The sequence below is a fragment of the Miniimonas sp. S16 genome (assembly GCF_057748195.1).
In genome coordinates, this window is record NZ_CM173242.1 from 2,468,653 (window position 1) to 2,493,716 (window position 25,064).

21 protein-coding genes are annotated in these 25,064 nt (G+C 73.5%); 12 read left to right on the top strand and 9 right to left on the bottom strand.

Features of this window, described 5'->3' with window-relative positions:
- Window positions 1-264 precede the first annotated feature (264 nt).
- From dnaK to AC3AQ1_RS10775, 4 genes are all read left to right on the top strand, one after another.
- On the top strand, window positions 265-2,121 hold the full coding sequence (gene dnaK, locus AC3AQ1_RS10760; protein ID WP_108718970.1) for a molecular chaperone DnaK: 1,857 nt from the start codon (window positions 265-267) through the stop codon (window positions 2,119-2,121).
- Window positions 2,118-2,756, top strand: coding sequence for a nucleotide exchange factor GrpE (locus AC3AQ1_RS10765; RefSeq protein ID WP_108718971.1), 639 nt, complete (start codon window positions 2,118-2,120; stop codon window positions 2,754-2,756). The genes dnaK and AC3AQ1_RS10765 overlap by 4 nt, the downstream gene beginning before the upstream one ends.
- Window positions 2,757-2,886: 130 nt before the next feature.
- Window positions 2,887-3,906, top strand: coding sequence for a DnaJ C-terminal domain-containing protein (locus AC3AQ1_RS10770; protein ID WP_108718972.1), 1,020 nt, complete (start codon window positions 2,887-2,889; stop codon window positions 3,904-3,906).
- A gap of 43 nt (window positions 3,907-3,949) precedes the next feature.
- Window positions 3,950-4,405, top strand: coding sequence for a heat shock protein transcriptional repressor HspR (locus AC3AQ1_RS10775; RefSeq protein ID WP_108718973.1), 456 nt, complete (start codon window positions 3,950-3,952; stop codon window positions 4,403-4,405).
- Between the two features lie 227 nt (window positions 4,406-4,632).
- Here AC3AQ1_RS10775 and AC3AQ1_RS10780 read toward each other — a convergent pair whose 3' ends face one another.
- The gene (locus AC3AQ1_RS10780) at window positions 4,633-5,808 is read right to left on the bottom strand and encodes a substrate-binding domain-containing protein (RefSeq protein WP_199916464.1); all 1,176 of its coding nucleotides are present in this window, start codon (window positions 5,806-5,808) and stop codon (window positions 4,633-4,635) included.
- 243 nt (window positions 5,809-6,051) lie between these two features.
- Here AC3AQ1_RS10780 and AC3AQ1_RS10785 point away from each other — a divergent pair, with 243 nt between their 5' ends.
- On the top strand, window positions 6,052-8,025 hold the full coding sequence (locus AC3AQ1_RS10785) for a DUF2264 domain-containing protein (RefSeq protein WP_234417475.1): 1,974 nt from the start codon (window positions 6,052-6,054) through the stop codon (window positions 8,023-8,025).
- Here the strand turns inward: AC3AQ1_RS10785 and AC3AQ1_RS10790 are convergent.
- Window positions 8,022-8,447: a hypothetical protein gene (locus AC3AQ1_RS10790; RefSeq protein ID WP_234418004.1), complete on the bottom strand. Its 426-nt coding sequence runs from the start codon at window positions 8,445-8,447 to the stop codon at window positions 8,022-8,024. The genes AC3AQ1_RS10785 and AC3AQ1_RS10790 overlap by 4 nt on opposite strands.
- Between AC3AQ1_RS10790 and AC3AQ1_RS10795 the strand changes: the two genes are divergently transcribed.
- From AC3AQ1_RS10795 to AC3AQ1_RS10810, 4 genes are read left to right on the top strand one after another with little or no spacing between them, the layout of a single operon-like run.
- Window positions 8,335-8,874 (top strand): type 2 periplasmic-binding domain-containing protein, encoded by a 540-nt coding sequence (locus tag AC3AQ1_RS10795; RefSeq protein WP_234417955.1) that lies wholly within the window; start codon window positions 8,335-8,337, stop codon window positions 8,872-8,874. The two genes, AC3AQ1_RS10790 and AC3AQ1_RS10795, sit on opposite strands and share 113 nt — an antisense overlap.
- Complete coding sequence (locus AC3AQ1_RS10800) at window positions 8,831-9,502, top strand: glycoside hydrolase family 88 protein (protein WP_234417956.1); 672 nt, start codon at window positions 8,831-8,833, stop codon at window positions 9,500-9,502. Before AC3AQ1_RS10795 ends, AC3AQ1_RS10800 begins: the two co-directional genes overlap by 44 nt.
- 40 nt (window positions 9,503-9,542) lie before the next feature.
- Entirely contained in the window at window positions 9,543-10,358 is an 816-nt protein-coding gene (gene kduI, locus AC3AQ1_RS10805) for a 5-dehydro-4-deoxy-D-glucuronate isomerase (protein WP_108718975.1), read from the top strand.
- A 14-nt stretch (window positions 10,359-10,372) separates the two neighbouring features.
- Window positions 10,373-12,421, top strand: coding sequence for a heparinase II/III family protein (locus AC3AQ1_RS10810; protein WP_159096515.1), 2,049 nt, complete (start codon window positions 10,373-10,375; stop codon window positions 12,419-12,421).
- Between the two features lie 12 nt (window positions 12,422-12,433).
- Here AC3AQ1_RS10810 and nhaA read toward each other — a convergent pair whose 3' ends face one another.
- From nhaA to AC3AQ1_RS10840, 6 genes are all read right to left on the bottom strand, one after another.
- The gene (gene nhaA / locus AC3AQ1_RS10815; protein ID WP_108718977.1) at window positions 12,434-14,248 is read right to left on the bottom strand and encodes a Na+/H+ antiporter NhaA; all 1,815 of its coding nucleotides are present in this window, start codon (window positions 14,246-14,248) and stop codon (window positions 12,434-12,436) included.
- Window positions 14,249-14,317: 69 nt separating this feature from the next.
- Complete coding sequence (locus AC3AQ1_RS10820) at window positions 14,318-15,448, bottom strand: sugar kinase (protein WP_199916465.1); 1,131 nt, start codon at window positions 15,446-15,448, stop codon at window positions 14,318-14,320.
- A 77-nt stretch (window positions 15,449-15,525) separates the two neighbouring features.
- Window positions 15,526-16,167: a bifunctional 4-hydroxy-2-oxoglutarate aldolase/2-dehydro-3-deoxy-phosphogluconate aldolase gene (gene eda, locus AC3AQ1_RS10825; RefSeq protein ID WP_108718978.1), complete on the bottom strand. Its 642-nt coding sequence runs from the start codon at window positions 16,165-16,167 to the stop codon at window positions 15,526-15,528.
- Window positions 16,168-16,318: 151 nt separating this feature from the next.
- A complete protein-coding gene (locus AC3AQ1_RS10830) occupies window positions 16,319-17,080 on the bottom strand; it encodes an IclR family transcriptional regulator (protein ID WP_234417476.1) in 762 nt (253 codons plus the stop codon).
- 90 nt (window positions 17,081-17,170) lie between these two features.
- The gene (locus AC3AQ1_RS10835) at window positions 17,171-19,246 is read right to left on the bottom strand and encodes a beta-galactosidase (protein ID WP_108718980.1); all 2,076 of its coding nucleotides are present in this window, start codon (window positions 19,244-19,246) and stop codon (window positions 17,171-17,173) included.
- Window positions 19,247-19,388: 142 nt separating this feature from the next.
- Window positions 19,389-19,745 carry a hypothetical protein gene (locus AC3AQ1_RS10840; RefSeq protein ID WP_234417477.1) on the bottom strand — a complete coding sequence of 119 codons (357 nt, stop codon included), beginning with the start codon at window positions 19,743-19,745 and terminating at the stop codon, window positions 19,389-19,391.
- A gap of 368 nt (window positions 19,746-20,113) precedes the next feature.
- On the opposite strand from AC3AQ1_RS10840, the gene AC3AQ1_RS10845 reads away from it, so the two are divergent.
- Together AC3AQ1_RS10845 and AC3AQ1_RS10850 are read left to right on the top strand one after the other, a co-directional pair.
- The gene (locus AC3AQ1_RS10845; protein WP_199916466.1) at window positions 20,114-20,347 is read left to right on the top strand and encodes a FitA-like ribbon-helix-helix domain-containing protein; all 234 of its coding nucleotides are present in this window, start codon (window positions 20,114-20,116) and stop codon (window positions 20,345-20,347) included.
- 80 nt (window positions 20,348-20,427) lie between these two features.
- Entirely contained in the window at window positions 20,428-20,814 is a 387-nt protein-coding gene (locus AC3AQ1_RS10850) for a type II toxin-antitoxin system VapC family toxin (protein ID WP_108718982.1), read from the top strand.
- A 144-nt stretch (window positions 20,815-20,958) separates the two neighbouring features.
- Here AC3AQ1_RS10850 and AC3AQ1_RS10855 read toward each other — a convergent pair whose 3' ends face one another.
- On the bottom strand, window positions 20,959-23,595 hold the full coding sequence (locus tag AC3AQ1_RS10855) for a glycosyl hydrolase family 95 catalytic domain-containing protein (protein ID WP_159096516.1): 2,637 nt from the start codon (window positions 23,593-23,595) through the stop codon (window positions 20,959-20,961).
- Window positions 23,596-23,651: 56 nt separating this feature from the next.
- Here AC3AQ1_RS10855 and AC3AQ1_RS10860 point away from each other — a divergent pair, with 56 nt between their 5' ends.
- Window positions 23,652-24,572 carry a FadR/GntR family transcriptional regulator gene (locus AC3AQ1_RS10860; protein ID WP_199916467.1) on the top strand — a complete coding sequence of 307 codons (921 nt, stop codon included), beginning with the start codon at window positions 23,652-23,654 and terminating at the stop codon, window positions 24,570-24,572.
- The last annotated feature ends 492 nt before the right edge of the window (window positions 24,573-25,064 follow it).

Sequence of the window (25,064 nt, forward strand, 5' to 3'; positions counted from 1 at the left end):
GTCTGTCGACGCGCTGTCGTTTCACGCTAGGCCAGGGCCGGCCGGGATGGGAGGCCCTGCTGGGGTACCCCGGGCGCCCAGTCGCGCGACCGCCTCCGCGCGGGTCCCCGGCGCAAGGGAATAGATGGCGCTTCGCAAGGGTTGAGCCTAATGGACTCAAGTTCAGGTTGACAGCGACGCATCCCGCCGCGTAGACCTGAGCGAGGAAGACTCAAGGGGTTGCGGCTGCACGAAGGCAGCGGGCCAGAGAAGGAGTACACGCACATGTCACGAGCAGTCGGGATCGACCTCGGAACCACCAACTCGGTGGTGGCCGTCCTGGAGGGCGGCGAGCCCACCGTCATCGCGAACGCCGAGGGGGCGCGCACCACGCCGTCCGTCGTCGCGTTCAGCAAGTCCGGCGAGGTCCTCGTCGGTGAGGTCGCCAAGCGCCAGGCCGTCACCAACGTGGACCGCACGATCTCCTCCGTCAAGCGCCACATGGGCACCGACTGGAGCACCGAGATCGACGGCAAGAGCTACACCGCGCAGGAGATCTCCGCGCGCATCCTGGGCAAGCTGAAGAAGGACGCGGAGTCCTACCTCGGCGAGCCCGTCACGGACGCCGTCATCACGGTGCCCGCCTACTTCAACGACGCCGAGCGTCAGGCCACGAAGGACGCCGGCCAGATCGCCGGCCTCAACGTGCTGCGCATCGTCAACGAGCCCACCGCGGCGGCCCTGGCCTACGGCCTGGAGAAGGGCAAGGAGGACGAGCTCATCCTCGTCTTCGACCTCGGCGGCGGTACGTTCGACGTCTCCCTGCTCGAGGTGGGCAAGGACGAGGACGACTTCTCCACGATCCAGGTGCGCGCCACCAACGGCGACAACCGCCTCGGTGGTGACGACTGGGACCAGCGCGTCGTGGACTGGCTCGTGACGGAGACCAAGAACGCCTACGGCGTGGACCTGTCCAAGGACAAGATCGCGCTGCAGCGGCTGCGTGAGGCGTCCGAGCAGGCCAAGAAGGAGCTGTCCTCGGCCACCTCGACCACGATCAGCCTGCAGTACCTCTCGATGACCGAGAACGGCCCCATCCACCTGGAGAAGCAGCTCACCCGAGCGCAGTTCCAGCAGATGACCGCCGACCTCCTCGAGCGGACCAAGGCGCCGTTCCACAACGTCATCAAGGACGCCGGCATCTCGATCTCCGACATCGACCACGTGGTCCTCGTCGGCGGCTCGACCCGCATGCCCGCCGTCACGGACGTCGTCAAGGAGCTCACCGGTGGCCGCGAGCCCAACAAGGGCGTGAACCCGGACGAGGTCGTCGCCGTCGGCGCCGCGCTCCAGGCCGGCGTCATCAAGGGCGACCGCAAGGACGTCCTGCTCATCGACGTCACCCCGCTGTCCCTCGGCATCGAGACCAAGGGTGGCGTGATGACCAAGCTCATCGAGCGCAACACCGCGATCCCGACCAAGCGCAGCGAGACCTTCTCCACGGCCGAGGACAACCAGCCCTCGGTGCTCATCCAGGTCTACCAGGGCGAGCGCGACTTCGCGTCCGACAACAAGGCGCTCGGCACGTTCGAGCTCACCGGCATCGCGCCGGCGCCGCGCGGCCTGCCGCAGATCGAGGTCACCTTCGACATCGACGCCAACGGCATCGTGCACGTGTCCGCGAAGGACCGGGGCACGGGCAAGGAGCAGTCGATGACGATCACCGGTGGTTCGGCCCTGCCGAAGGACGAGATCGACCGGATGATCAAGGAGGCCGAGGCGCACGCAGCCGAGGACCACAAGCGCCGCGAGGAGGCCGAGACCCGCAACACCGCGGAGCAGCTCGTCTACTCCACGCAGAAGCTCCTCAAGGACAACGAGGACAAGGTCCCCGCTGACGTCGCGACCGAGGTCAACGAGGCCATCAGCGAGGTGAACGGCGCCCTCGGCGGCACCGACGTCGAGGCCGTGAAGACCGCGACGGCGAAGCTGTCCGAGGTCTCGCAGAAGATCGGTCAGGCGATCTACGCCCAGCAGGCGGCCGACGGCGCTCCCGCCGACGGCGCCGCCGCCGGCTCCCAGCCCGCGGACGAGGACGTGGTGGACGCCGAGGTCGTGGACGAGGAGGACGAGAAGAAGTGACGTCCTCCGAGGAGTACGGCGAGCCGATCATCCGCGACAAGCGGCGGTTCGACCCGACCACCGGCGAGCGACGCGACGCGCCGGCGGCCGGCGCGCCCGCCCCGGGCGAGGACTCCCAGGCCGAGCCCGACGGCGGAACCCAGGTTCCGCCGTCGGGCGCGGGCGCCCAGGGCGAGGGTGACGAGCTCGCCGCCGCGCGGGCCGAGGCGCTCGACCTCGCCGACCAGCTCGCGCGGGCCAAGGCCGAGGTCTACAACACCGAGCAGCGCTTCAACGCGTTCGTCAAGCGCAGCCGTGAGCTCGAGGCCGCGGCCCGGGAGACCGGTCGCGCGGACGTCGTGGAGGCGCTGATCCCGGTGCTCGACGACGTCGAGCTGGCCCGCCAGCACGGCGAGCTCGACGGCCCGTTCCTCGCGATCGCCGACAAGCTCGAGCAGCTGCTCGCGACGCGGTTCGGCGTCGAGCGGTTCGGCGCGCAGGGTGAGGAGTTCGACCCCAACCACCACGAGGCGCTCATGCACCAGGCCGACCCCGAGGCCGACACGGCGCGGATCGCGATGGTCGCGCAGCCCGGCTACCGCCGGGGTGAGACGGTGATCCGGCCGGCCCGCGTGGGCGTCGTCGGTCCCGAGTGATCGGCGAGAGGAAGTTCGTCCTTTCGCGAGGTGATGTCGGACGACCGACATCACCTCGCGAAAGGACAGAAGAGGCCTCGCGAACGAGCGAGGGCAGCAGCAACGGACGGCTTGACGGAAGGAGGCGACCATGACGGGCCAGGACTGGCTGGAGAAGGACTTCTACGCCACGCTCGGCGTCGCGAAGGACGCCGACGAGGCCGCCATCAAGAAGGCCTACCGCAAGCTCGCCCGGCAGTACCACCCCGACCAGAACCCCGGGGATGCCAAGGCCGAGGCGACGTTCAAGGAGATCGGTGAGGCTTACTCCGTGCTCTCCGACCCCGAGCAGCGCAAGCAGTACGACGGCCTGCGCGCCATGGCCGGCGGCGGCCCGCGGTTCACCGCGGGCGCGGGCGGCGCGGGCGGCGCCGGCGGGTTCGAGGACATCTTCTCGGGCATGTTCGGCGGCGGCGCCGGTGGTGCTGGCGGCCAGCGCGTGCGCTACTCCACCGCCGGCGGTGGCGGGGGCGGGTTCGAGGACATCCTGTCCGGCATGTTCGGCGGTGCGCAGGGCTTCGGCGGAGCCGGCGGTGGCCGACGCGCCGGCTTCGGCGGCCCCGAGCGGGGCGCCGACCTCACCGCGACCCTCACGCTGCCGTTCCGCACGGCCGTCGAGGGCGGGGAGATGGGCGTCAACGCCGAGGGGCGGTCGATGACCGTGCGCATCCCGGCCGGCGTGCGCGACGGCCAGAAGATCAAGCTGCGCGGCAAGGGCCGGCCCGGTTCGGGCGGCGGGGAGAACGGCGACCTCGTCGTCACCGTGACCGTCTCGCCGCACCCCGTGTTCGGCATCGACGGGCACAACCTCACCGTGACCGTCCCGGTCACGTTCGCGGAGGCGGCGCTCGGCGCCACGATCGCCGTGCCCACGTTCGACGGCGGCACGGTGCGCGTGAAGGTGCCGGCGGGTTCGCCGTCGGGCAAGCGCCTGCGTGTGCGCGGCCGCGGCGTCGTCACGCCCAAGGCGACCGGCGACCTCATCGTGACGATCGAGGTCGTGGTGCCCGAGCGGCTGACCGACGAGGCGCGCCGGGCCGTGGAGGCGTTCGCCGCTGCGACCGACGGCGCCGACCCCCGGGCCGGCCTGTTCGGCGCGGCCACCACCTGACCTGCCAGACCTGCGGCAGACCTGCGAGAGAGCGGAGGCACCGATGATCCGGACGTACGACACGCCCGTCCTCACGGTGTCCGCCGCGGCCGAGCTCGCCGGGATGCACGCGCAGACGTTGCGTCAGTACGACCGCCTCGGCCTCGTGGTGCCGCACCGCACCGCGGGCCGGGGCCGGCGGTACTCGCTGCGGGACGTCGACGCCCTGCGCCAGGTCCAGGCACTCTCGGCCGAGGGGGTCAACCTCGAGGGGATCCGGCGGATCCTCGCGATCGAGCGGGAGAACCGCGCGCTGCGCGCCGCGCTCGAGGGGCTGCGGGCCGTCATCGATCCCGGCTCGCGCGTGTTCGCCGCGTCCCCGACCGGTGACGTCGAGTCCGTGCCCCGCGGTCAGCGCGCCGCCCGGCGGGCGGAGGAGCGACGCGACGACGCCGAGCACCGTCGCCTCGTGCGGACGGGGACGTCGTCGGCGCTGGTGCTCTGGCGCGAGGGCCGCTGACGCGTCACTCGCCGCCGGGCAGGACCGAGCCGCCTCGAGTCGCGGGCACAGCCGCCGGCGCGACGGGAGAGCGACTCTGCGTTTCGGGAGAGCGACTCTGCGTTTCGGGAGAGCGACTGTGCTGGCACTCTCGAGCTGCCCAGGTCGCGTCTGCGCAGGTCAGAGACATGCCGAGACCTGACGGGTGGCTGAGAGTCGCTGTGTCGTCACGCCGAGTCGCTGTGGCGTCACTCGCCGCCGGGCGGGACCGACGTCGAGCGCACCCGCAGCGTCGGGCTGATGATGACGCGCCGGGTGGGTCGCCCGGGATCCGCGAGCCGCGAGGCGACCAGCGTCACCGCGGTCTCGCCCACGGACCGGCGCGGCGGCCGGACGGCGCTGATCGGCGGGCTGAAGAGGCTCGCCACCTCGTCGTCGTAGGCGACGATCGACAGGTCCCGCGGCACCACGAGCCCGTGGTCCTCGGCGTGCTGGGCGATCGCGATCGCCTCCGGATCCGCGTGCACGAGCAGCGCCGTGGTGCCCGAGGCGCGGCACATCTCCAGCGCCGCCTCGAGCCCGGCCTCCCAGCCCGGGTCGACCTTGTCCGGCACCGCGACGTCGACGGCGCCCTCGGAGACCAGGCCGCACTCCGCGGACGCGTCCTGCCACGCTCGCCGGATCACCGCCGAGTGGGGTGAGTGCAGGCTCGTGACGAGCCCGACCCGCCGGTGCCCGAGCGACGCCAGGTGGCGCACCGCCATCTCCGCGCCGAGCCCGTGGTCGGTGACGACGGACTCCAGCGCCTCGCGGTGCGCACCGGCCGTTCCGGAGCGCTCCACGAGCACGACCGGGATGCCCAGCCCCGCCAGCCACGCGAGCGTGTCCGGGGTGGTAGGCAGGTCCATCTGCGGCGCGACCACGAGGGCGTCGACGCCCTTGGCCAGCAGCCGCTCGAGCTGCCGACGGTCGGTGTCCTGCTCGTAGGAGGAGCCGCGCAGCACGATCCGCATGTGGTGATCGAGCGCCGCCTCCTCCGCGCCGCGCACGACGCCGGGCCAGTAGTAGTCCAGCGACGGGACCAGCATCCCGATGCGGCGCGGGGGACCGGCAAGCTCCGCGGCCCCGGCTCCCCGAGCGCCCGCGGTGGCCGACGACGCGCCCCCGGGCGTCCCGGACGAACCGGACGCTGGCGCGCCGGACGCGGAGGAGGCATCGCCGTCGGGCAGGGTCGCTCCACCGTGCACCCGCTTGACCAGGCCCTCGTCGGCGAGCTGGGCGATGTCGCGGCGGATCGTGATCGCGGAGACGCCGAGCACGTCGACGAGGTCGCGCACCCGCAGGGTGCCCTGCCGGTGGAGGATCTCGAGCAGCTCGCTGCGCCGCGTGGCCGGCAGCATCCCGGACTCGTCCGTGGTGGACATGCCCCTCCCTCCGTCGCGTCCTTGCTCCGTCGTGTCGGCGCGCTGGCGCGCCAGTCGCTGATCGGCCTGCAGTCGACCGATCGTGATCGTATCAGAGTCAAAGTGTTCATGAATGATCGCCAGCAGCCCGAGTTCGTCGCTTGACATGGATCTTTTCGAGCGCTTCACTGACTGGTTGTGATCAAGCGATCACAAAGCGATCGGAAGTGATGCCGCTTCCGAGCACCAACGAAGGAGCGCGCTGTGATCGAGGGCAAGCCTGGGACGGACGAGACCGCCGCCGCGATCTCCCCGTGCACCGGCTGGACGCGCGAGGACTGGGCGGTCCTCACCGACCGCCTGCTCCTCGCCGCCCGCGAGCACGCCTCCGCCGGTCACGCGCGGATCACCTTCCCTGGGCCGGAGGGTGGCTACGGCCGCGACGTCGACGGCCTCGAGGGCTTCGCCCGCACGTTCCTGCTCGCCGGCTTCCGGCTTGCGGGGGAGCGCGGCGCCGACCCGCTCGGCCTCGCCGACTGGTACGCCGCAGGAATCGCCGCCGGCACGGACCCGAGCGCTCCGGACCGCTGGGTCCGGCTGGACGAGAAGCCGCAGGCCAAGGTGGAGGCGGCGTCGATCGCCCTCATCCTCGACCTCACGCGGCCGTGGCTCTGGGACCGACTCGACCCCGCGGTCCAGGCGCGCGTCGTGGACTACCTCGCGCCCGCCGTCGGCGACGACACCTACCCGCAGATCAACTGGGTCTGGTTCCGGCTCGTGGTGCAGACGTTCCTGCGATCGGTCGGCGGTCCGCACGACCTCGCCGAGATGCGCGCCGACCTCGCCACCCACGACTCCTTCGTCCGCGCCGACGGCTGGCTCGCCGACGGCCCGGAGCGCGCCTTCGACCACTACACCGGCTGGGCGCTGCACCTGTACCCCACGCTGTGGGCGCGGATGTCCGGCGCGGCCGACCTCGCCGTCGAGCGCGCCGAGCGCAACCGCGCGCAGCTGGACCGCTTCCTCACCGACGCGATCGCCCTCGTCGGCGCCGACGGCGGCCCGCTCGTCCAGGGCCGCAGCCTCGTCTACCGCTTCGCCGCGGCCGCGCCGTTCTGGGTGGGTGCGATGGCCGAGGTCCCCTCGCTCACGCCCGGTGCGCTGCGCCGCGCGGCGTCCGGCGTGGTGCGGCACTTCGCCGACCACGGCGCACCCGACGACGACGGCGTGCTCACCCTGGGCTGGCACGGCACCTGGCCGCGGCTCGCCCAGAGCTACTCCGGCCCGTCCTCGCCGTACTGGGCCGCCAAGGGCATGCTCGGCCTCGCGCTCCCGGCCGACCACCCCGTGTGGACGGCGGTGGAGGAGCCGCTGCCGGTCGAGGTCGCCGACGTGCGGCGCACGATCCAGGCACCCGGCTGGCTCGTCTCGGGCACGAAGGCCGACGGCGTGGTGCGCGTGGTCAACCACGGCACCGACCACGCCGTCCCCGGCGCGGTCAGCGCCGACTCCCCGCTCTACGCCCGGCTCGGCTACGCCACCTCGACGTTCCCGCTGCTCGACGAGGACGCCTGGACGACGCCGATCGACCAGTCGGTGGTCCTCGTGGACCCAGCCGGCCGGCGCAGCCACCGCACGGGGATGACGCTCGACGTCGAGCCGCGCGAGGTCGACGGCGCGCTGCTCGCGGGCTCCACGGCGAGCGTGCACTGGGTCGACGCCGAGCCCACCACGCACCGGCACGGCAGCGGCCTGGACGGCACCGCCACGCGCGCCGGCGTCCTCTCGGTCCGATCGCTCCTGCGCGGGTCCTGGGAGGTCCGGCTGGTCCGCGCCGACGACGTCGCCCCGGACGCGGTCGCCCTCGAGGTCGGCGGCTGGGCCCTGGCGTCCGACGGCGCGGGCCCGGCTGCCCAGGTGGCCGACGGCGAGGTGCGCGTCACCACGGACGGCGGCCACGCCGTCGTGCTCGACCGCGGCGGACTGCCGGACGCACGGGTGGCGACCCGGCGCGACGCCTCGCCGCTCGGCGACGTCGCGCGCGTGGGCGTGCTGGCCTCGCGTGGCGTCCCCGCGGGCTGGCTCGCGTGCGCAGTCGCGCTCGCCGGCTCCCGCGACACGCTCGAGGCGGCCCCCGCCGTCGAGCTCATCGACTCCCGCGCGCTCGTCGCGTGGGCGGACGGGTCTACCACCGCGGTGGACCTGCCTCGGCCCGGCAGCGCGCCGGGAGAGATCTAGTCACACCACCACCTGCCCGGTCCGCCGGGCACGTCCTTCTCGAAGGAGAGGAAGTACGCGATGAAGCGCAGGATCCTGACGGGCGCGGCGAGCCTCGCCGCGCTCACGCTCGTCCTCACCGCCTGCAGCGGTGGGTCCTCCGACGGCGGATCGGGCGACGCCACCGGCGGCGCCACCTCCGACGGCGCGGCCACCGAGGCCGCCGGCGGCGAGCCGATCACCATTACCCTGGCGGGCTGGAGCCTCGCCACCACGCCGGAGTTCCAGGTCCTGGCCGACGCCTTCCACGAGGCGAACCCGGACATCACCGTGGAGCTCAAGGAGTACGACGCCACGCAGTACGACACCCAGATGATCGCCGACCTGGCGGCGGGCACCGCGCCCGACATGTACGTGCAGAAGAACCTCAAGAACTTCTTCACCTACCAGGACGGCGACCAGCTGCTCGACGTCTCGGACGTCGCCGAGGGCCTGTCCGACGACGTCAACGGCGTGTCCGCCTACGAGGTCGACGGCGCGACGTACGCGATCCCCTACCGGCAGGACGCCTGGTCTGGCGCACGTCGCGAGCTTCGCCGACCGCGTCGAGCGCGAGGTCGGACTGGCGACCCACGACCTGGGGTTCCTCTACACGCTGGCGTGCGTGGCGCCGTCGCGCCTCCTGGGCGACGGGCGCGCCGAGCGGGCCGCCCTCGCGGCCGCGGACCACCTCATGGCGCGGTTCCTCGAACCGGCCGGGATCATCCAGGCCTGGGGCGACCTGACGCACCCCTCCGAACGCGGCCGCACCATCATCGACTCGCTCATGAACATGCCCCTGCTGCGCTGGGCCGGAGAGCGGACCGGTGAGGCGCGGTACGCGGACGCGGCCGACCGGCACGTCGCCCAGCTGCGTCAGCACATCGTGCGCGCCGACGACACGACCTTCCACACGTTCCACTGGGACCCGGTCACGGGCGAGCCCCTGCGCGGCACCACCCAGCAGGGGTACGCCGACGACTCGTGCTGGGCCCGGGGCCAGGCCTGGGGCGTCTACGGCTTCGCGATCGACGCCCGCGAGACCGGCAACGCCGACTCGCTCGCCACCGCGGTGCGGGTTGCGGAGTACTTCCTCGACCACCTGCCCGCCGACGGCGTGGCCTACTGGGACCTCGTGTTCACCGACGGCAGCGACCAGCCGCGCGACTCCTCGGCGGCCGCTATCGCGGCGAGTGGGCTCCTCGAGCTCGCCCCGCTCGTGGCCGGGACGGATCCGGAGGCCGCCGAGCGGTACAGCCGGCAGGCGCACGCGATGCTCGCCTCGCTCGCCGCCGACTACACGGGCGCGGACGTCCCCGGCAGCAACGCTCTGATCCTGCACGGCGTGTACGACTGGCCCAAGTCCATCGGCGTGGACGAGGGCACACTGTGGGGGGACTACTTCTACCTCGAGGCCCTGGTGCGAGTCCTGCGCCCGAGATGGCAGCCTTACTGGTGAGGTCCGGACCTCGGACCCGAACGACGAGAGGAATGTCTTGATGTCCGTCACACGTCTGTGGAGCACGCATCCCGACGACCTGGCCGGCCTGGACGGCGCGGCCCTGCGCGAGCGGTTCGTGCTGTCCGGACTGTTCACGCCTGGCACCGTGACCTGGGGCTACGCGCACGACGACCGGCTGCTGATCGGCGGCGTGATCGTCGACGGCGAGATCGCCCTCGAGGCGCCCGAGCTGCTGGCCGCGGAGTACCTCCTGGAGCGCCGCGAGCTCGGCCTCGTAGGGCTCGACGGCGAGGTGACCGTCACGGCCGACGGCGAGACCTTCACGCTCGCGAACCAGGACGTGGTCTACCTCCCGGTCGGCACGCGGGACATCACGCTGTCCGGCGCCGGCGCGGTCTACCTCGCCTCGGCCCCCGCCCACCGGCGCACCGCCGCCGCGAAGGCCGGCAAGGAGGAGGTCGAGGCCGTCCACCTGGGCGCGCTCGAGACGTCGAACGACCGCGTGATCCGCAAGTACATCCACGCCGACGGGATCGAGTCCAACCAGCTCGTCCTCGGCATCACGACCCTCGCGCCGGGCTCCGTGTGGAACACCATGCCGCCGCACGTCCACGCGCGTCGCACCGAGGTGTACCTCTACGACGGGCTGGGCGAGGAGGTGCTCGTGCACCTCATGGGCGAGCCCGAGAAGACGCGCCAGCTCCTCCTGCACAACCGCGACGTCGTGGTGTCCCCGCCGTGGTCCATCCACACCGCGTCCGGCACGGGCGCGTACTCGTTCGTGTGGGCGATGGCCGGGGAGAACATCGACTACACCGACGTCGTGGGCGTGAACCCGCAGTCGCTGCGCTGAGCGGAGCGGTCTCGGTGAGGGTGGCGGGCGGGCTGGTGGCGGGAACGCTCACCGGGCCGCTCGCATCCTGGGCCGACGCGCTCGAGCCGGGGCGGCTCGCCGCCCTGCTCGACGCGTCGGCGACGTCCGGTGGTCCGGGGGGCAGCTCGCTGCTTCCCGTTCCGCCGGCGACCGATCGCACGGCCTGGTCGGGCCCCGACGGACCCGACCGGGCCACCGCGGTTGCGCTCGTCGCGGCCGCCCGGGCCCGCCGGGCCGAGCCCTGGCCCGCACCCCGCGCGAGCGACCTCGCGCGGTTCTGGCTCGACGGCGACCGCGTCGCCTACGAGACGCCCCTCTTCGCGCGGACCGGGAGGTTCGCCCACGCCGTCGTCGCCGCGGCCCTCGAGCCCGACCCCACGGACCGCCCCGCGGCGCTCGCGGAGGTGCTCGACGGCGTCGTGCTCCTGTGCGAGCAGTCCACCTGGAGCTGGCCCGCGCACGACGACGCCCACCTCCGTCGCGGCTGGGTGCTGCCCGACCGCGACGCCCCCTACCTCGACCTCGGCGCCGGCGAGGTCGCCGCCGCGCTCGCCTGGACCGACGCCCTGCTCGGCGAGCTGCTCGAGGAGGCCTACCCGGGCGTCCGCGCGCTCGTGCGGCGCGAGGTGCGCGCGCGGGTGCTCGACCCGTTCCTCGCGGCGTTCGTCTCGGGGCCCGACGGCGCGCTAGACGGGAGGCTGGTCCCGGACCGGCCGCGCTGGCACTGGCTCGGCCTGGACGGCCCTGCGCACAACTGGACGGCGTGGATCTGCGGCAACGTGCTCGTCGCCGCGCTCGCGCTGGAGGACGACGGCGCCCGACGGACCCGACTCGTGGCCGAGGCGACGGCCGGGCTGGACCGGTTCCTCGCCGTCGTGCCCGACGACGGCGCGATCGACGAGGGCTGGTCGTACTGGTGGGAGGGTGCGGCGCGGGCGCTCGGCGCGCTGGACGTGCTGCGGCACGCGAGCGGCGGCGTGCTCGACGCGGAGACGCTGCCGGTGGTGCGCGCGCTCGTCGCCTTTCCGCACCAACTGCTGCTCGGCCCGGACTTCGTCGCGTCGTACGCGGACGCGACGCCGCGGGTCGACGCGCAGCCGCGGCCGTGGCACGTGCTGCACCGCTGGGGGCGGCTCGTCGACGACGACGCCGCGGTGGCGCTCGCGGCGGCGCACCGCGGCGAGGGCGTCGTGGACCTCGCGGTGCCCGGGAACGGGCTCGGGGCGCTGCTGCCCGCGCTGACGGACCGCGCCTGGCGGGACGCCGGGGGCGCCGGGGGCGCTGAGCAGCCGCACCTCGCGGAGCGCGTCTGGCTTCCCTCGACGCAGGTACTGCTGGCCCGGCCGGCCACCGCTCGCGGCCTCACGCTCGTGGTCAAGGGCGGTCACAACGGCGAGGCGCACAACCATCTGGACGTCGGGTCGGTGACGGTGGCGCTCGACGGCGTGCCCGCCGTCGTGGACCCCGGCCGCGCCACGTACACGGCCGCCACGTTCTCCGACCGCCGCTACACCGAGTGGCACGTGACGTCGGCCTGGCACCCGGTGCCCGCGCCACGCGGGCGTGAGCAGGGGGTGGGTGCGGCGTACGGCGCGCGCGACGTCGAGGTGCACGACGGCGGAGCCGGCCTCTCCCTCGACCTCGCCGGGGCGTACCCCGGGTCGGGCGTGGACGCGTGGCGTCGGTCGGCGCGGCTCCTCGGGGCCGGCGATCGCGTCGAGGCGGTGGATGCATGGGAGCTCGACGACACCGATGACGGCGACGACAGCGTGGCCGGGGACCTGCCCGGGCCCACGCGGGTGACGTGGGTGCTGGCGGGTGAGGTGGAGCTGTCGGCGAGCGGTGCCGTCGTGCGCCCCATCGTGGGAGAGCGGATGCTGGAGGTGACGTGGTCGGCGGACGTCGAGGTGACCGCATCGCTCACGCGGCGCGCGCTGACCGACGCCTACCTGCGCGCGGCGTGGGGGGAGTTGGTGACGCGGCTGGACCTCGTGACGACAGCGGCGTCCGGGCGGCTGGTGACGAGGTTCGCCGCTCGCTGACGGCGCCGCACCTCAGCGCGCGTGCGCCCGCAGCGCCGCCACGAGCGTGCGTGCGTCGTGCGGCCCGCGGTGCCGCTCGCCGTCGAGGAAGAACGTGGGCGTGCCCCGGGCGCCGGACGCGCGGGCGCTCGCGGCGTTCGCGGCTACGAGGTCGTGCAGCGCCGGGTCGGCGACGTCGGCGTCGAACCGCTCGAGGTCGAGCCCGAGCTCTCCGGCGTAGCGGCGCAGGTCCTCGGGCTCGAGCGCGTGCTGCTCGCGGAACAGCACGTCGTGCATGGGCCAGAACGCGTCCTGCCGCGCGGCGGCCTCGGCCGCCACGGCGGCGTCCCACGCGTGCGGGTGGACGTCGGTGAGCGGGAGGTGGCGCACCACGTAGCGGACGTCGTCGCCCAGCTGAGCCTTGAGGTCGGCCCACATCCCGGTCGCGCGGGCGCAGAACGGGCACTCGAAGTCGAGGTACTCCACGACGGTCGACGGCGCGTCCACCGGTCCGCGCACGTGGTCGCGCTCGCCGTCGACCTCGGGCGTGAGCCGGACCGGCAGGTCCGCGGCCTCCTCGCCGAACCGCACGCGTGCGACGCGGAACACGAGCCAGCCGAGCCCCCACGACAGCGCCATCCCGAGCAGCACGCCGACCACGGCCTCGCGCGCCTGCTCCGTCGGCAGCGCGAGCGAGGCGATGAGCAGCGCCATCGTGAACCCGATGCCCGAGAGCGCGGCACCGCCGAGCACGGCACCCGGCCCCACGCCGTCGGGCAGGCGGCCGAGCCGCAGGCGCACGGCCAGCCAGGCGCCGCCCGAGATGCCGACGGCCTTGCCCACCACGAGCGCCACCACCACGCCCCACGTGACCGGCGACGCGAGGGCGTCGGCGAGGACGCCACCGCGCAGGTCCACGCCGGCGTTGACCAGCGCGAACACGGGCACGACGACGAGCGCGACCGGCGTCGCGAGCTCGGCGTGCAGGCGCTCGTTCACGGAGATCGAGCGCGCGAGTCCGGCGCGTGCCGAACGCGCGACGCCCGCCTCCGGCGACTGCCAGTAGTCCCGGAACAGCTGCTTGGCGCGGACGACGTCGGCGCGCACCGGCGCCGCGGCCGGCACGAGGAGCCCGGCGAGCATCCCGGCGAGCGAGGGGTGCACGCCCGACTCCAGCGTCGCGAGCCACAGGATCACGGTCACGGCGACGTACGGCGCCGAGCGCCACTGCCGGCTGCGGCCGAGCAGCGCGAGCGCGACCAGCGCGACGACGGCGACGGCGAGCGGCACCAGGTGCACCGCGTCCGTGTAGACGGTGCCGATCACCGTGACGGCGATGAGGTCGTCGACCACCGTGAGCGTGAGGAGGAAGACGCGCAGCTGGCTCGACATCGAGGGCCCGACCAGCGCGAGCGCGCCGAGCAGGAACGCGGTGTCGGTGCCGACCACGACCCCCCAGCCGTCGGGCGCGGTGCCGCCCGCGATCGCGAAGTAGAGCAGCACGGGCAGCACCACGCCGCAGACGCCGGCGACGAGCGGCACCCACGCGCGGCTGCGCTCGCGCAGCGACCCCACGGCGAGCTCGCGGCGCACCTCGAGCCCGATGAGGAAGAAGAACACGACCATGAGGCCGTCGTTGACCCAGTGGTGCAGGTCGAGGTCGAGGTGGAACCCGCCGACCTGGAGGCCGATCGGCAGGCCGACCAGCCGCTCGTACGCCGGCGACAGCGGGGAGTTCGCCCACACGAGCGCGACGAGCGTGACGGCGACCAGCAGCAGCGCGCTGCCCGCGTCGGTGCGCAGGGCGTCGAGCGTGCGTTCGAGCGCGCGCCGCGCCGAGCCGGGCATGCGCCCAGCGTAGGAGGCGCACGACGGCGAGCTCGCCGTCGTGCGCCTCGGATCAGGTCTTGCGGGGCGTCAGCGGTCGACGCGCGCCGATCCGCCGCCCGCGAGCTTGAGGACCTCGGCCTTGGTGGCCATGGTGGTGTCGCCGGGGGTGGTCATCGCGAGGGCGCCGTGCGCGGCGCCGTAGTTCACGGCCGTCTCGAGGCTCTGGCCGTCCAGGAGCCCGAAGATGAGGCCGGAGGCGAAGGAGTCGCCGCCCCCCACGCGGTCCATGATCTCGAGGTTGTCGCGCTTGACGGACTCCACGACGCCGGTCGCGGGCGACCACGCGATGGCGGCCCAGTCGTTGACCGTGGCGCTCTTGACCCCGCGCATCGTGGTCGCGATGACCTTGAAGTTCGGGTACGCCCCGGCGGCGCGGTGGATCATGCCGGCGAACGCGTCGGTCTCCAGGGCCTCGCCGCCGTGGATGTCGGCGCCCTCGATCTCGAAGCCGAGCGAGGCGGTGAAGTCCTCCTCGTTGCCGATCATGACGTCGATGTACGGCGCGATCTCCTTGTTGACCTCCTGCGCCTTCGCCTGGCCGCCGATCGCCTTCCACAGCGAGGGGCGGTAGTTGAGGTCGTAGGACACGACGGTGCCGTACTCCTTGGCCTTCTTCACCGCGGCGATCACGGTGTCCGCGGCGGTCTCCGACAGCGCCGCGAAGATGCCGCCGGTGTGCAGCCAGCGCACGCCGTACTCGCCGAACAGCCTGTCCCAGTCGACGTCCTCGGCCCCCAGCTGCGAGGCGGCGGTGAGGCCGCGGTCGGACACGCCGACGGCGCCGCGCACGCCGAAGCCTCGCTCGGTGAAGTTGAGGCCGTTGCGCACGGTGCGGCCGATGCCGTCGTAGGGCACCCAGTTGACGAACTCGGTGTCGAGTCCGCCGGTGAGGATGAAGTCCTCCACCAGGCGGCCGATCTCGTTGTCGGCCAGCGCCGTCACGATGGCGCCGCGCAGGCCGAAAGCCCGGCGCAGACCGCGGGTCACGTTGTACTCGCCGCCGCCCTCCCAGGCGCGGAAGCTGCGCGCGGTGCGGATGCGGCCCTCGCCCGGGTCGAGGCGGAGCATCACCTCGCCGAGCGAGACGGCGTCGTAGCGGCACTGCGCCGCGGGGCGGAGGTCGAGCGCGGCCACCTCGGCCGGCAGGTCGTTCGTCATCGGGTTACTCCTGGATCGGGAAGCGGGAAACGAGGGGACGGGGTGCGAGAGGGGCTCGGCGAGCGGCAGGCTGCGGCTCAGGCGGCAGCCGGGCGCAGGCCGCGCGCCAGCTCGACGGCCTCGCGCACGAGGTCGGTCACGCCGTCGAAGTCGTGCGCGCGGACGAGGCCGGCCGGCACCATCCACGAGCCGCCGACGGCCTTGATCGCGGGGATCGCGAGGTACTCGCCGAGGTTGGCGGGGCCCACGCCGCCGGTCGGCACGAAGGAGACGCCGCCGAACGGCGCGGCGAGCGCGGCGATCGCCTTGGCGCCGCCGGACGTGCCGGCGGGGAAGAACTTCACGGTGGACAGGCCGAGCTCGAGCGCGGCCTGGATCTCGCTCGCGGTCACGGCGCCGGGCAGCACGGTGACGCCGTGCTCCTGCGCGCGCTCGACGACGGCCCTGCTCGTGCCGGGGGAGACGATGTACTGCGCACCGGCGGCGACGGCGACGTCGACCTGGGCGGGCGTGAGCACCGTGCCGGCGCCGACGAGGATGTCGCCGCGCGCGGACATCCGGCGGATGGACTCCTCGGCGGCGGCGGTGCGGAACGTGACCTCGGCGACCGGCAGGCCGCCGGCGACGAGCGCCTGGGCCAGGCCGTCGGCGTCCTGGGCGTCGTCGAGCACGACGACGGGAACGAGCGTGGCGGCGGCGAGCTGGGACAGAACGTCCATCGGGGGTGCTTCCTCTCCTCCGACTCCGTCAGTGGTAGTCGGTTGCGCTAGGCGCAACATCCGTTGCGCTGAATGGATCTATTGAAGCACAGGGGTGTGTCCCGGGGGAAGGGATCGAGGCGCCCGGCGCGGGTGGTGCGGGCCACAGCGCTCACGCGTCGAGCGGTCGCACTCCGATGCCCGGCGGGAGCATCGGCGGGAGGGTCTCGTGGATCCGCCGCGCGACCTCGGTCCGGCGGTCCTCACCCATCCGCTCCAGCGGCGCCGTCACGCTCACGGCCGCGACCACGGCGCCCGCGCGCACGAGCGGCACGGCCACGCACGCGATGCCCGGCTCGTTTTCCTCCACCTCGTAGGTGTATCCGTCCCGGCGAGCCCCGGAGACGATGCCCCACACGCGCGAGGTGAGCTCGCCGTCGGCCCCCGCGAGGTAGGGCGTCAGCGCCTCGCGCGCGGGAACGCGGTCCACGAGCAGGGCGCGGCCGAGCGCGGTGGTGGCGGCGGGCATCCGGCGCCCGACGGCGGACCACACCCGCAGCGGTCGCTCCGGCTCGACCTTGTCGAGGTAGACGATCTGCGTGCCGGCGAGGACGCCGAGGTGGACAAGCTCGTCGAGGTCGTGCGACAGCGCCACGAGCGCGGGGTGCAGCGCGACGGCGAGGTTTTCGCCCGCGTAGAAGCCGTCGCCGAGCGTCACGGCGGTCGCGCCGAGCTGGTAACGCCCGCTCGCCGGGTCCTGCGAGACGAACTCGCGGAACCGCAGCGCGGCGAGCGCGCGGTGCAGCGTCGTCTTGTGCACGCCGATCCGGTCCGCGAGCGCGCCGAGCGTCAGGCCCTCGGGGCCGGCGTCCGCCAGGGCCGACAGGAGCAGGAGCGCGCGGTCGATGCTCTCGACGGGCGGGGGCTCGGTCACGGGCCCACTCTGCCAGCCCGCTCCGGGCCGCGTCCGCCGTTGCGCACGCGGCCCGGCCGCAGGCATCCCCGAGGCTCGCCGTCGGACGCCTCAGGCGTCCCGCACGATCGCGACCGCGCCGGCCGCGACGGCGAGCTCGCCGTCGGCCCGCCCGCCGGAGACCAGGTCGAGCCCGGAGGCCGCGAGCGTCACGTCCTCGGCCGTGTGGTTGAGGACGAACAGCCACGAGCGGCCGTCCGCCGCCGTGCGGCGGGTGACCTCCACGCCGTCGGGCAGGTCCGGCACGACCGGCGCGACGCCCGAGGCGGCGATGAGCGCGTCGGCGATGCGCTGCAGGCCCTTGTCCTCCGGTCGCGTGGCGAGGTACCAGGCCTCGCCGGCGCCGACGGCGCGACGCGTGAGGGCGGGCACGCCGTCGAGCACCCCGCCGGCGAAGCTGCGCACGACCTGCGTGCCCTCGGCTGCGCGGACGTTCTCCGACCAGATCGTGGCGGTGGTGCCGTCGTCGAGCGTGACGCGCTCGCCGGGCTGGAGCGTCCAGAACTCCTCGGTGCGCACGCCGAGCAGGTCGCGGAACGCGCCGGGGTAGCCGCCGAGGCGGACGTGGTCGTGCTCGTCGACGATGCCCGAGAAGTAGGTGATGAGCACGGTGGTGCCGGCCTCGGCCGCCGCGGCGATCCGCTCGGCGGCCTCGTCCGTGACGAGGTAGAGCTCGGGGATCACGAGGAGGTCGTAGCGCGCGAGGTCGTCGTGGGTGTCGACGACGTCGGTCGCGATCCCACGCCGGTTGAGCGCGTGGTGCCAGCGGATCGCCTCGGTGCGCGGGTCGATGCCGTCGGTCGGGTGGGAGTCGAGGCGGGCTGCCCACGTCGAGGGGTAGTCGTAGAGCACCGCGGCGCGGGCCTGGACGCGCGAGCCACGGACCTCGGCGACGTCCTTGAGGATCTGGCCCAGGCGCACGGTGGTGCGCCAGACGTCGGAGTCGGTGCCCGCGTGCGGGTACATCGAGGAGTGGTACTTCTCTGCGCCGGCGCGGGACTGGCGCCACTGGAAGAACAGCAGCGCATCGGCGCCGTGCGCGAGGTGGCTGAGGGAGTTGCGCAGCGACTCGGCGCTCGTGCGGGTGCGGTTGTAGCCCTGCCAGTTCACCGCGGAGGTGGAGTGCTCCATGAGGATCCACGGCGCGCCGTCGGCCATCGTGCGCACCGAGTCGGCGGAGAAGGCGAGCTCGCGCTCGGGGTGCGGGTCCGAGGCGATGACGTAGTGGTCGTTGGAGACGATGTCCATCTCCGGCGCCCAGACGTTGTAGTCCATCGGGCCCGAGCTCGCCATCACCATGAAGTTCGTGGTGCGGGGCACGTCCGGGGTGACCTCGGCCAGCACCTCGCGCAGGTCCTGGTAGTAGGAGAGCAGCTCGTCGGAGGAGTAGCGGCGGAAGTCCAGCTGCTGGGTCGGGTTGGGGAACGTGGGCGCCGACCGCGGCGGCAGGATCTCCTCGAAGCTGTCGTAGCGCTGGGACCAGAAGGCCGTGCCCCACGCGTCGTTGAGCGCCTCGATCGTGCCGTAGGTGCGCTCGAGCCAGCGGCGGAAGGCGTGTGCGGCGTCGTCGGAGTACTCGTGCGGGACGTGGCAGCCGATCTCGTTGTCGATGTGCCACATCGCCAGCGCCGGGTGCGTCGCGTACCGCTCGGCGATGAGGCGCGTCATGCGGGTCGCGTAGTCGCGGAAGATCGGCGAGGAGATGCGGTACTGCTGGCGGCCGCCGGGGTGCAGCACGGTCCCGTCGGCCAGGACCGGGAGGATCTCCGGGTGCTTCGCGGTGAGCCACGGGGGCGGGCTGGCCGTGGCGGTGGCCAGGTCGACGCGGATCCCGGCCGCGTGCAACCGGTCCATCGTGACGTCGAGCCAGTCCCAGTCGTACTCCTTCTCGCGCGGCTCGATCCGCGCCCAGGAGAAGATCGCGAGGCTGACGATCGTGACGCCCGCCTCCTGCATGAGCGCGATGTCCTCGACGCGGACCTCGTCCGGCCACTGCTCGGGGTTGTAGTCGCCGCCGTAGCCGAGCGCGTCCAGGCCGATCGGCCAGGCGGGCGGCGTGGGGGAGGTGGCGGTCCTCGCGGGATTCGCGGTCTTCGCGGGGGCGGTCGGGGCGGCGTCGTCGCTCATGGGTCGAGTCTAGATGGCGACGTCACCATCGTGTGACAGCGCGGGCCCGACGGCGAGCGATCGGTTCGCGTCGCGGGTCGCCTCGGTCGCGCGTCGCCTCAGACCTGGCTGCGGGTCGAGTCAGACCTGGCTGCGGGTCGAGTCAGACCTGGCTGCCGACGTAGAGGTCGAGGTGGCTGCACCGCGTGCAGCGCAGCGCCACGATCTCGAACCGCGGCAGGCCCATCCGCTTCGCGCCGCCGAAGAAGCCGCGCTGCAGCACGCCGGGGATCCAGCGCGAGTAGCCCTGCGAACTCTCGCCGCCGTCCTCGATGAACCCCTGTTCCAGCGGGCCAAAGCCGCACGCCGAGCACGGCAGGCCGTCCGACGGCGACGGCGACGGCGCGCTGGGAGGCGTGCTCGCCGTCGGGCCCTGCGAGGTGGCCGGGGGCGTGCCGTACGGCGGCGGGGTGCCGTAGGGCGGGGGCGTGCCGTAGGGCGAGGGTGCGTCGCTGGTCACGGGCACTGTCTACCGGACCGGCGCGGTGATCGCACGCGCGAGACGCCACGCGAGGGCGACCGCTGCGGGGCATGCCCGCGCGGGGGTGCGGAACTCGATAGGTTCTGACCCGTCAGCGGTAACGACGGACTTCAATCCCCGACATGTCCCCCGCCGCACGTTCCGACGTGCCCCCGGGGAGCAAATGTCATCGACCTACCGGCTGTCCGCCCGCTCGCTCGGCGACGTGGCCACCGCCGACCTCTCGTTCACGGCCCTGAGGCGACACGTGATCTACCAGGGGGTCGGCGTCGGGCCGCGGTGAGAGGGATGCGCCGATCGGAAATCGGGTGCATGCACAATGCATGCACCCGACGTACGATGTGGTCGTGTCAGTCAATGTGACGATCCGCGATGTCCCGAACGACGTGCGCGACGAGCTAGCGGCGCGCGCCGCACGATCCGGGCGGTCGCTGCAGGAGTACCTCAAGCTGCAGCTGGTCGACCTGGCCTACCGGCCGCTCGCCGTCGAGGTCATCGCGGACCTGCGTCGCCACGCGGCGTCATTGCCGCCTCTGGACCCCCGGGCGCTCATCGACGACATCGCCGCTGACCGTCGGTGAGACGCAGCACCGACCCGCCAGGGACTTCCACCGATGGTCCAGCCAGCACCGCGAGTCGGCTCGTCGTCGATGCGTCCGCCATGCTGTCGATCGCGCTGGTTCCGGGTCCGCGCGCAGACGAACTCGCATCCTCTCTGAGCGAGTCCGACCTGCACGCCCCCGCGATTCTGCCGTTCGAGATCGCGAACGTGCTGCGCCGACGACGCCTCGCCGGGCTGTTGTCGGCTGACGCGGCGCGCAGCGTCGACGCCAACCTGTCCAGACTCCCCGTCGAGCTGTGGCCGTTCGAGGTGGTTCGCTCTCGCGTGTGGCTTCTTGCGGACGTGATGGGCGCCTATGACGCGAGCTATGTGGCGCTCGCGGAACACCTCGGAGCCCGACTTGTCACGATGGACCGCCGCCTCGCGCGAGCTCCTGGAGTGCGGTGCGACGTGCTTGTTCCGACGGACAGGCCCGACGTGAGCTGAACCGCGAGACGGTGCGGGTCATGCCTTCGCGTCGCGCGGCTCGGCGCGGCGCGGCGCGGGTGCGGGTCGGTGCGAACTGTCCTGTCGCTCGGGACGAAGATCACCTCGCGAAAGGACGGAAATCCTCTCGCGAAAGGACGGAGATCACCTCGCGAACGGGGTGGTCGCAGCGCCGGCGGGGAGTGCTACCACGCAGCCGCTCGTCCCCGTCTCGCCCGCCTCGGCCGCCTCCCCGCCGGGGGCGAGCACGCGGACGGTGACGTCGCGGTCGGCGGTGAGCGTCGCCGTCGTGAGCTCGCCGTCGCGCCAGACGAGGTCGACGGTGATGCCGCCGCGCGCGCGGAGTCCGCGCACCGACCCGGTCGGCCACGGGCAGGCGGGCAGCAGGCGCAGGAGGCGCACGTCGTCCGCGCCCACCTCGTGCGACTGCAGCAACGCCTCCACGACTCCGGCCGTGAAGCCGAAGTTGCCGTCGATCTGGAACGGCGGGTGCGCGCACAGCAGGCTGCGATAGACCCCGCCGTCGAGCACCGTGTACGCCGCGGCGTCGTCCGCGGGGTTGAGGAACCGGCGCACCGTCGCCGCCACCTGGTCGGCGTCGAGCAGCCGCGCCCACAGCGACAGCCGCCACGCCAGCGACCAGCCCGTCGACTCCGGCCCGCGCGCCTCGAGCGTGCGCCGTGCCGCGGCCATCAGCTCGGGCGTCGACGGCGTGATCTCGCGCCCCGGGAACAGCCCGATGAGGTGGGACTGGTGGCGGTGGTGCGGGTCCTGCTCGCGCGGGTCGTCCGACCACTCCGCGATCCGGCCGTCCGCCGTGACGCGTGTCGCGGGGAGGCGGTCGAGGGCGTCGCGGACGCGCGCGAGGAACCCGGGATCGGCGCCCTCGCTCTCGCCGTCGCCCGCAGCGAGCAGCGGCCCGACGGCGAGCACGCCGTCGAACAGGTCGCGTACCAGCGCGAGGTCGCTCGTCGTGCTGGTCGAGAGCGCCCAGGGCGCGCCGCCGGCGTCGAGGAACAGGTTCTCCGGACTCGTCGACGGACTCGTTCCGAGCGTGCCGTCGGCCTGCGGCTGCAGCCACGCGAGCGCGAACTCGACCGCGCCCGCGACCACCGGCCACGCGCGGCGCAGCGTCGCGACGTCGCCCGTGAACTCGGCGTCCGTGAGCAGGTGCCGCGCCAGCCACACGCCGCCCATCGGCCAGAACGACCACGACGGGTCGTCGACCCCCGCCCCGACCGGTCCCGCGAAGCCCCACCGGTCCACGTTGTGGTGCGCCACCCAGCCCGGCGCGTCGTACAGCGTCCGCGCCCAGCCCGCCCCGCTCACCGCGACGCGCTCCAGCCACGGCAGCAGCGGCTCGGCGCACTCGGCCAGGTTGGCGGTGTGCGCGGGCCAGTAGTTCATCTCGGTGTTGATGTTGACCGTGTAGTCGCAGCTCCACGGCGGCGTCACCGACTCGTTCCACAGCCCCTGCAGCGTGAGCGGCTCCGAGCCCGGGCGCGACCCCGAGACGAGAAGGTAGCGCCCGAGCTGGAACGCGAGCGCCGTGAGCGCGGGATCCTCGACGCCCTCGGAGTGCGCGCGCAGGCGCGCCTCGGTCGTCGCCTCGGGGTCCGGTGCGGGACCGAGGTCGAGCGCGACGCGGTCGAACAGCGCCGCGTGGTCCGCCTCGTGCGCCGCGCGCAGGGTCGCCGGGTCGGCATCGGCTGCGGCCTCGGCCCTCTCGCTCGCCCTGGTCAGCAGGTCGGCGGCGTCGCCGCCCGGCACGACGGCGTCACTCGCCGTCGCGAGGAACACGCGCACCCAGGTGGCGCCCCGGACGCGCAGCGCCTGACCATCTGGACCGACCGTGCCACCTGCAGCGACCGTGCCGTCGGCTTCCACAGAGCCGTCGGTGCGCAGCGCGACGGCGACCGCGGCCGACGTCGACTCGCCGTCGTACCGCACGATGTCCGGGCCGTACTCGATGTGCCCGGGCGTGCCCCATCGGTTCGGGCGCACCTCGGACGGCATCGCGGTCGTCAGCGTGAGAGCGGCCGCATGCTCGCCGGTGGCCGTCGCCTCGGGCGCGGCGACGGGGTGCTCGCTCGTCAGCCGGATCGTGAGGTCGGTCAGCCGATCGAAGGCTCGGGTGGTGACGAGCACCTGCGCTGGCGCGCTGACGAACGTCTCGACGACACACGCGCCGTCCGCGGTGGACCAGCCGTGGCGCACGACGGCGTGCCCCAGGTCCAGCTCGCGGCGGTAGTCGGGCGGGCGTGCTTCGGCGGCAGGGGTGGATGCGGAGTCGTCGGACGAGTCGGCGGCATGCCCTCGGCGCGACGTGCCCAGCGTCTCGCCGTCGCGCCCGCCGCCGACCTCCAGCCACAGGTCCACGAGCGGCTGGTACGCCTGCGCGAACCCGGACTGCAGCGCGCGTACCGCCGCGTCGGCCGCGGGCAGGTCGCCGCGCTCGAGCGCCTCGCGCGCCGACTCGAGCAGCTGCGGGCCGTGGGCCGGCGGCGAGCCGGCCGCCGTGGCGGGCGAGCCCGACCAGAGCGTGCCGTCGTTGACCTGGAGCCGGTCGCGGGCGACGCCGCCGAACACCATCGCGCCGATCCGCCCGTTGCCCACGGGGTAGGCGTCGGTCCAGGCCTCGGCTGGGCGGTCGGCGAGGAGGCGGAGGGCGGGGGAGGAGCTGGCGGCGAGCCCGACGTTAGGGGCGGCTGCCGTGGTGTCGGAGGCGGCGGCGCTGGTCTCGGAGGCGGAGGCAGCGGCGAGAGACACGTCGTCGGTCACAGACTCGACGCTAGCAGTCATCAGATGATTTGCCAGGGGCTCGCTAGGATCCCGACATGACGGGCCCCAGCACGCAACCGACCGCGCACCCTATCGCTCAGACCACCGCTCCGCCCGCCGCTCAGACCACCGCGCCGGCCGCCACTCAGACCACCGCTCCGCCCGTCATCCAGACCACCACCCCGCCCGTCATCCAGACCACCGCTCAACCCACCGCGCGCCCGGGCACCCAGACCGACGCGGTGATCGAGGGCGTCCGTGCCATGATCCGCGACGGTCGCCTCGTGGCCGGCGCCCGGCTCCCGGTCGAGAAGGACCTCGCCGCCTCGCTCGCCGTCTCCCGCGGTTCGCTGCGCGAGGGCGTGCGGGCGCTCGTCGCGCTCGGGATCCTGGAGACCCGGCAGGGCGACGGCACCTACGTCACGTCCCTCGAGCCGCACCGCGTGCTCGGCTCGGTCAACGTGCTCGCCGACCTGCCCGCCTCCGCTCACGACGTGCACCTCGCGGCGGTCCGACGTGCGCTCGAGGTGGAGGCCGTCGGGCTGGCGGCCGCGCGGGCGAGCGAAGCCCAGCTCGAGCGCATGGCGCAGGTGCTCACCGAGGTCGAGGCCGTGCTCGCGCGGGACTCGTCGCCGCCCGAAGGCGACGGCGGTGTCGATGGCGATGGCGATGGCGATGGCATCGCCGAGAGGCGAGTCGAGGCCGCCGTGGCCGCCGACTCGGAGTTCCACCGGCTCGTCGCCGAGGCGAGCGGCAACGCTCCGCTCGCCGCACTCATCGACCACCTGGTGGGCCAGACGTTCCGCGCGCGCGTGTGGCGCGGCCTGAACGAAGCTGGCGCCACGGGGTTGGCCCATGCTGAGCACCGCGCGATCCTCGCGGCGCTGGTGGCCCACAATCCGGAGCGTGCCCGGCTGCGGATGGGCGGCCATCTCGCCGGGGTGGAGGAGTACCTCGAGCAGCACCCGGGCCACTAAGGGGGCCGGTGTCCCGGCCACTCGCCGGGGTGAAGGAGTACCTCGAGCAGCACCCAAGCAGGCACGGGTCCGATGGCGAGCCTCGTCGCGCATACGGCCTGGGTTGCCGCCCGCGGTGCGGCGCTGGCGGCCGGACCATTGAACGCGATGACAGCCCTGTGGCTGCGGTCGCGGTGCACGGTGCGTGCGAAGGCAGCGGCGATCCGCACCACTTCGCCACTTCTCACGGCTCGGCCGCCACGCACGAAGTGGCAATCCGCGCACTGCACAGCCACAGCGCTGTGGCTGTGCAGTGCGCGGGGACCTCGGTAGCAAGGCCATGAGATCGCGCGAGAGTGGCGGGATATCGCCGCTCGTGGACGTTCGTCCACCGATGCGGGGACAGACCGGCAGTCGCAGTGCTGTCACAACGCGCTGCGAGCTCATGGCCGGGGGTGGCGGCGCGTGCCCGGCGTGCGCTCTCCCGGAGCTGTGGCGGGGACCTGGCCTGTT

What these genes read in the sequence shown, in the direction of transcription:
- dnaK (WP_108718970.1), top strand. Translation starts at nt 265, where the DNA reads ATGTCACGAGCAGTCGGGATCGACCTCGGAACCACCAACTCGGTGGTG.
- AC3AQ1_RS10770 (WP_108718972.1), top strand. Translation starts at nt 2,887, where the DNA reads ATGACGGGCCAGGACTGGCTGGAGAAGGACTTCTACGCCACGCTCGGC.
- AC3AQ1_RS10775 (WP_108718973.1), top strand. Translation starts at nt 3,950, where the DNA reads ATGATCCGGACGTACGACACGCCCGTCCTCACGGTGTCCGCCGCGGCC.
- AC3AQ1_RS10780 (WP_199916464.1), bottom strand. Translation starts at nt 5,808, where the DNA reads ATGTCCACCACGGACGAGTCCGGGATGCTGCCGGCCACGCGGCGCAGC.
- AC3AQ1_RS10800 (WP_234417956.1), top strand. Translation starts at nt 8,831, where the DNA reads ATGAACATGCCCCTGCTGCGCTGGGCCGGAGAGCGGACCGGTGAGGCG.
- kduI (WP_108718975.1), top strand. Translation starts at nt 9,543, where the DNA reads ATGTCCGTCACACGTCTGTGGAGCACGCATCCCGACGACCTGGCCGGC.
- nhaA (WP_108718977.1), bottom strand. Translation starts at nt 14,248, where the DNA reads ATGCCCGGCTCGGCGCGGCGCGCGCTCGAACGCACGCTCGACGCCCTG.
- AC3AQ1_RS10820 (WP_199916465.1), bottom strand. Translation starts at nt 15,448, where the DNA reads ATGACGAACGACCTGCCGGCCGAGGTGGCCGCGCTCGACCTCCGCCCC.
- eda (WP_108718978.1), bottom strand. Translation starts at nt 16,167, where the DNA reads ATGGACGTTCTGTCCCAGCTCGCCGCCGCCACGCTCGTTCCCGTCGTC.
- AC3AQ1_RS10835 (WP_108718980.1), bottom strand. Translation starts at nt 19,246, where the DNA reads ATGAGCGACGACGCCGCCCCGACCGCCCCCGCGAAGACCGCGAATCCC.
- AC3AQ1_RS10850 (WP_108718982.1), top strand. Translation starts at nt 20,428, where the DNA reads ATGCTGTCGATCGCGCTGGTTCCGGGTCCGCGCGCAGACGAACTCGCA.
- AC3AQ1_RS10860 (WP_199916467.1), top strand. Translation starts at nt 23,652, where the DNA reads ATGACGGGCCCCAGCACGCAACCGACCGCGCACCCTATCGCTCAGACC.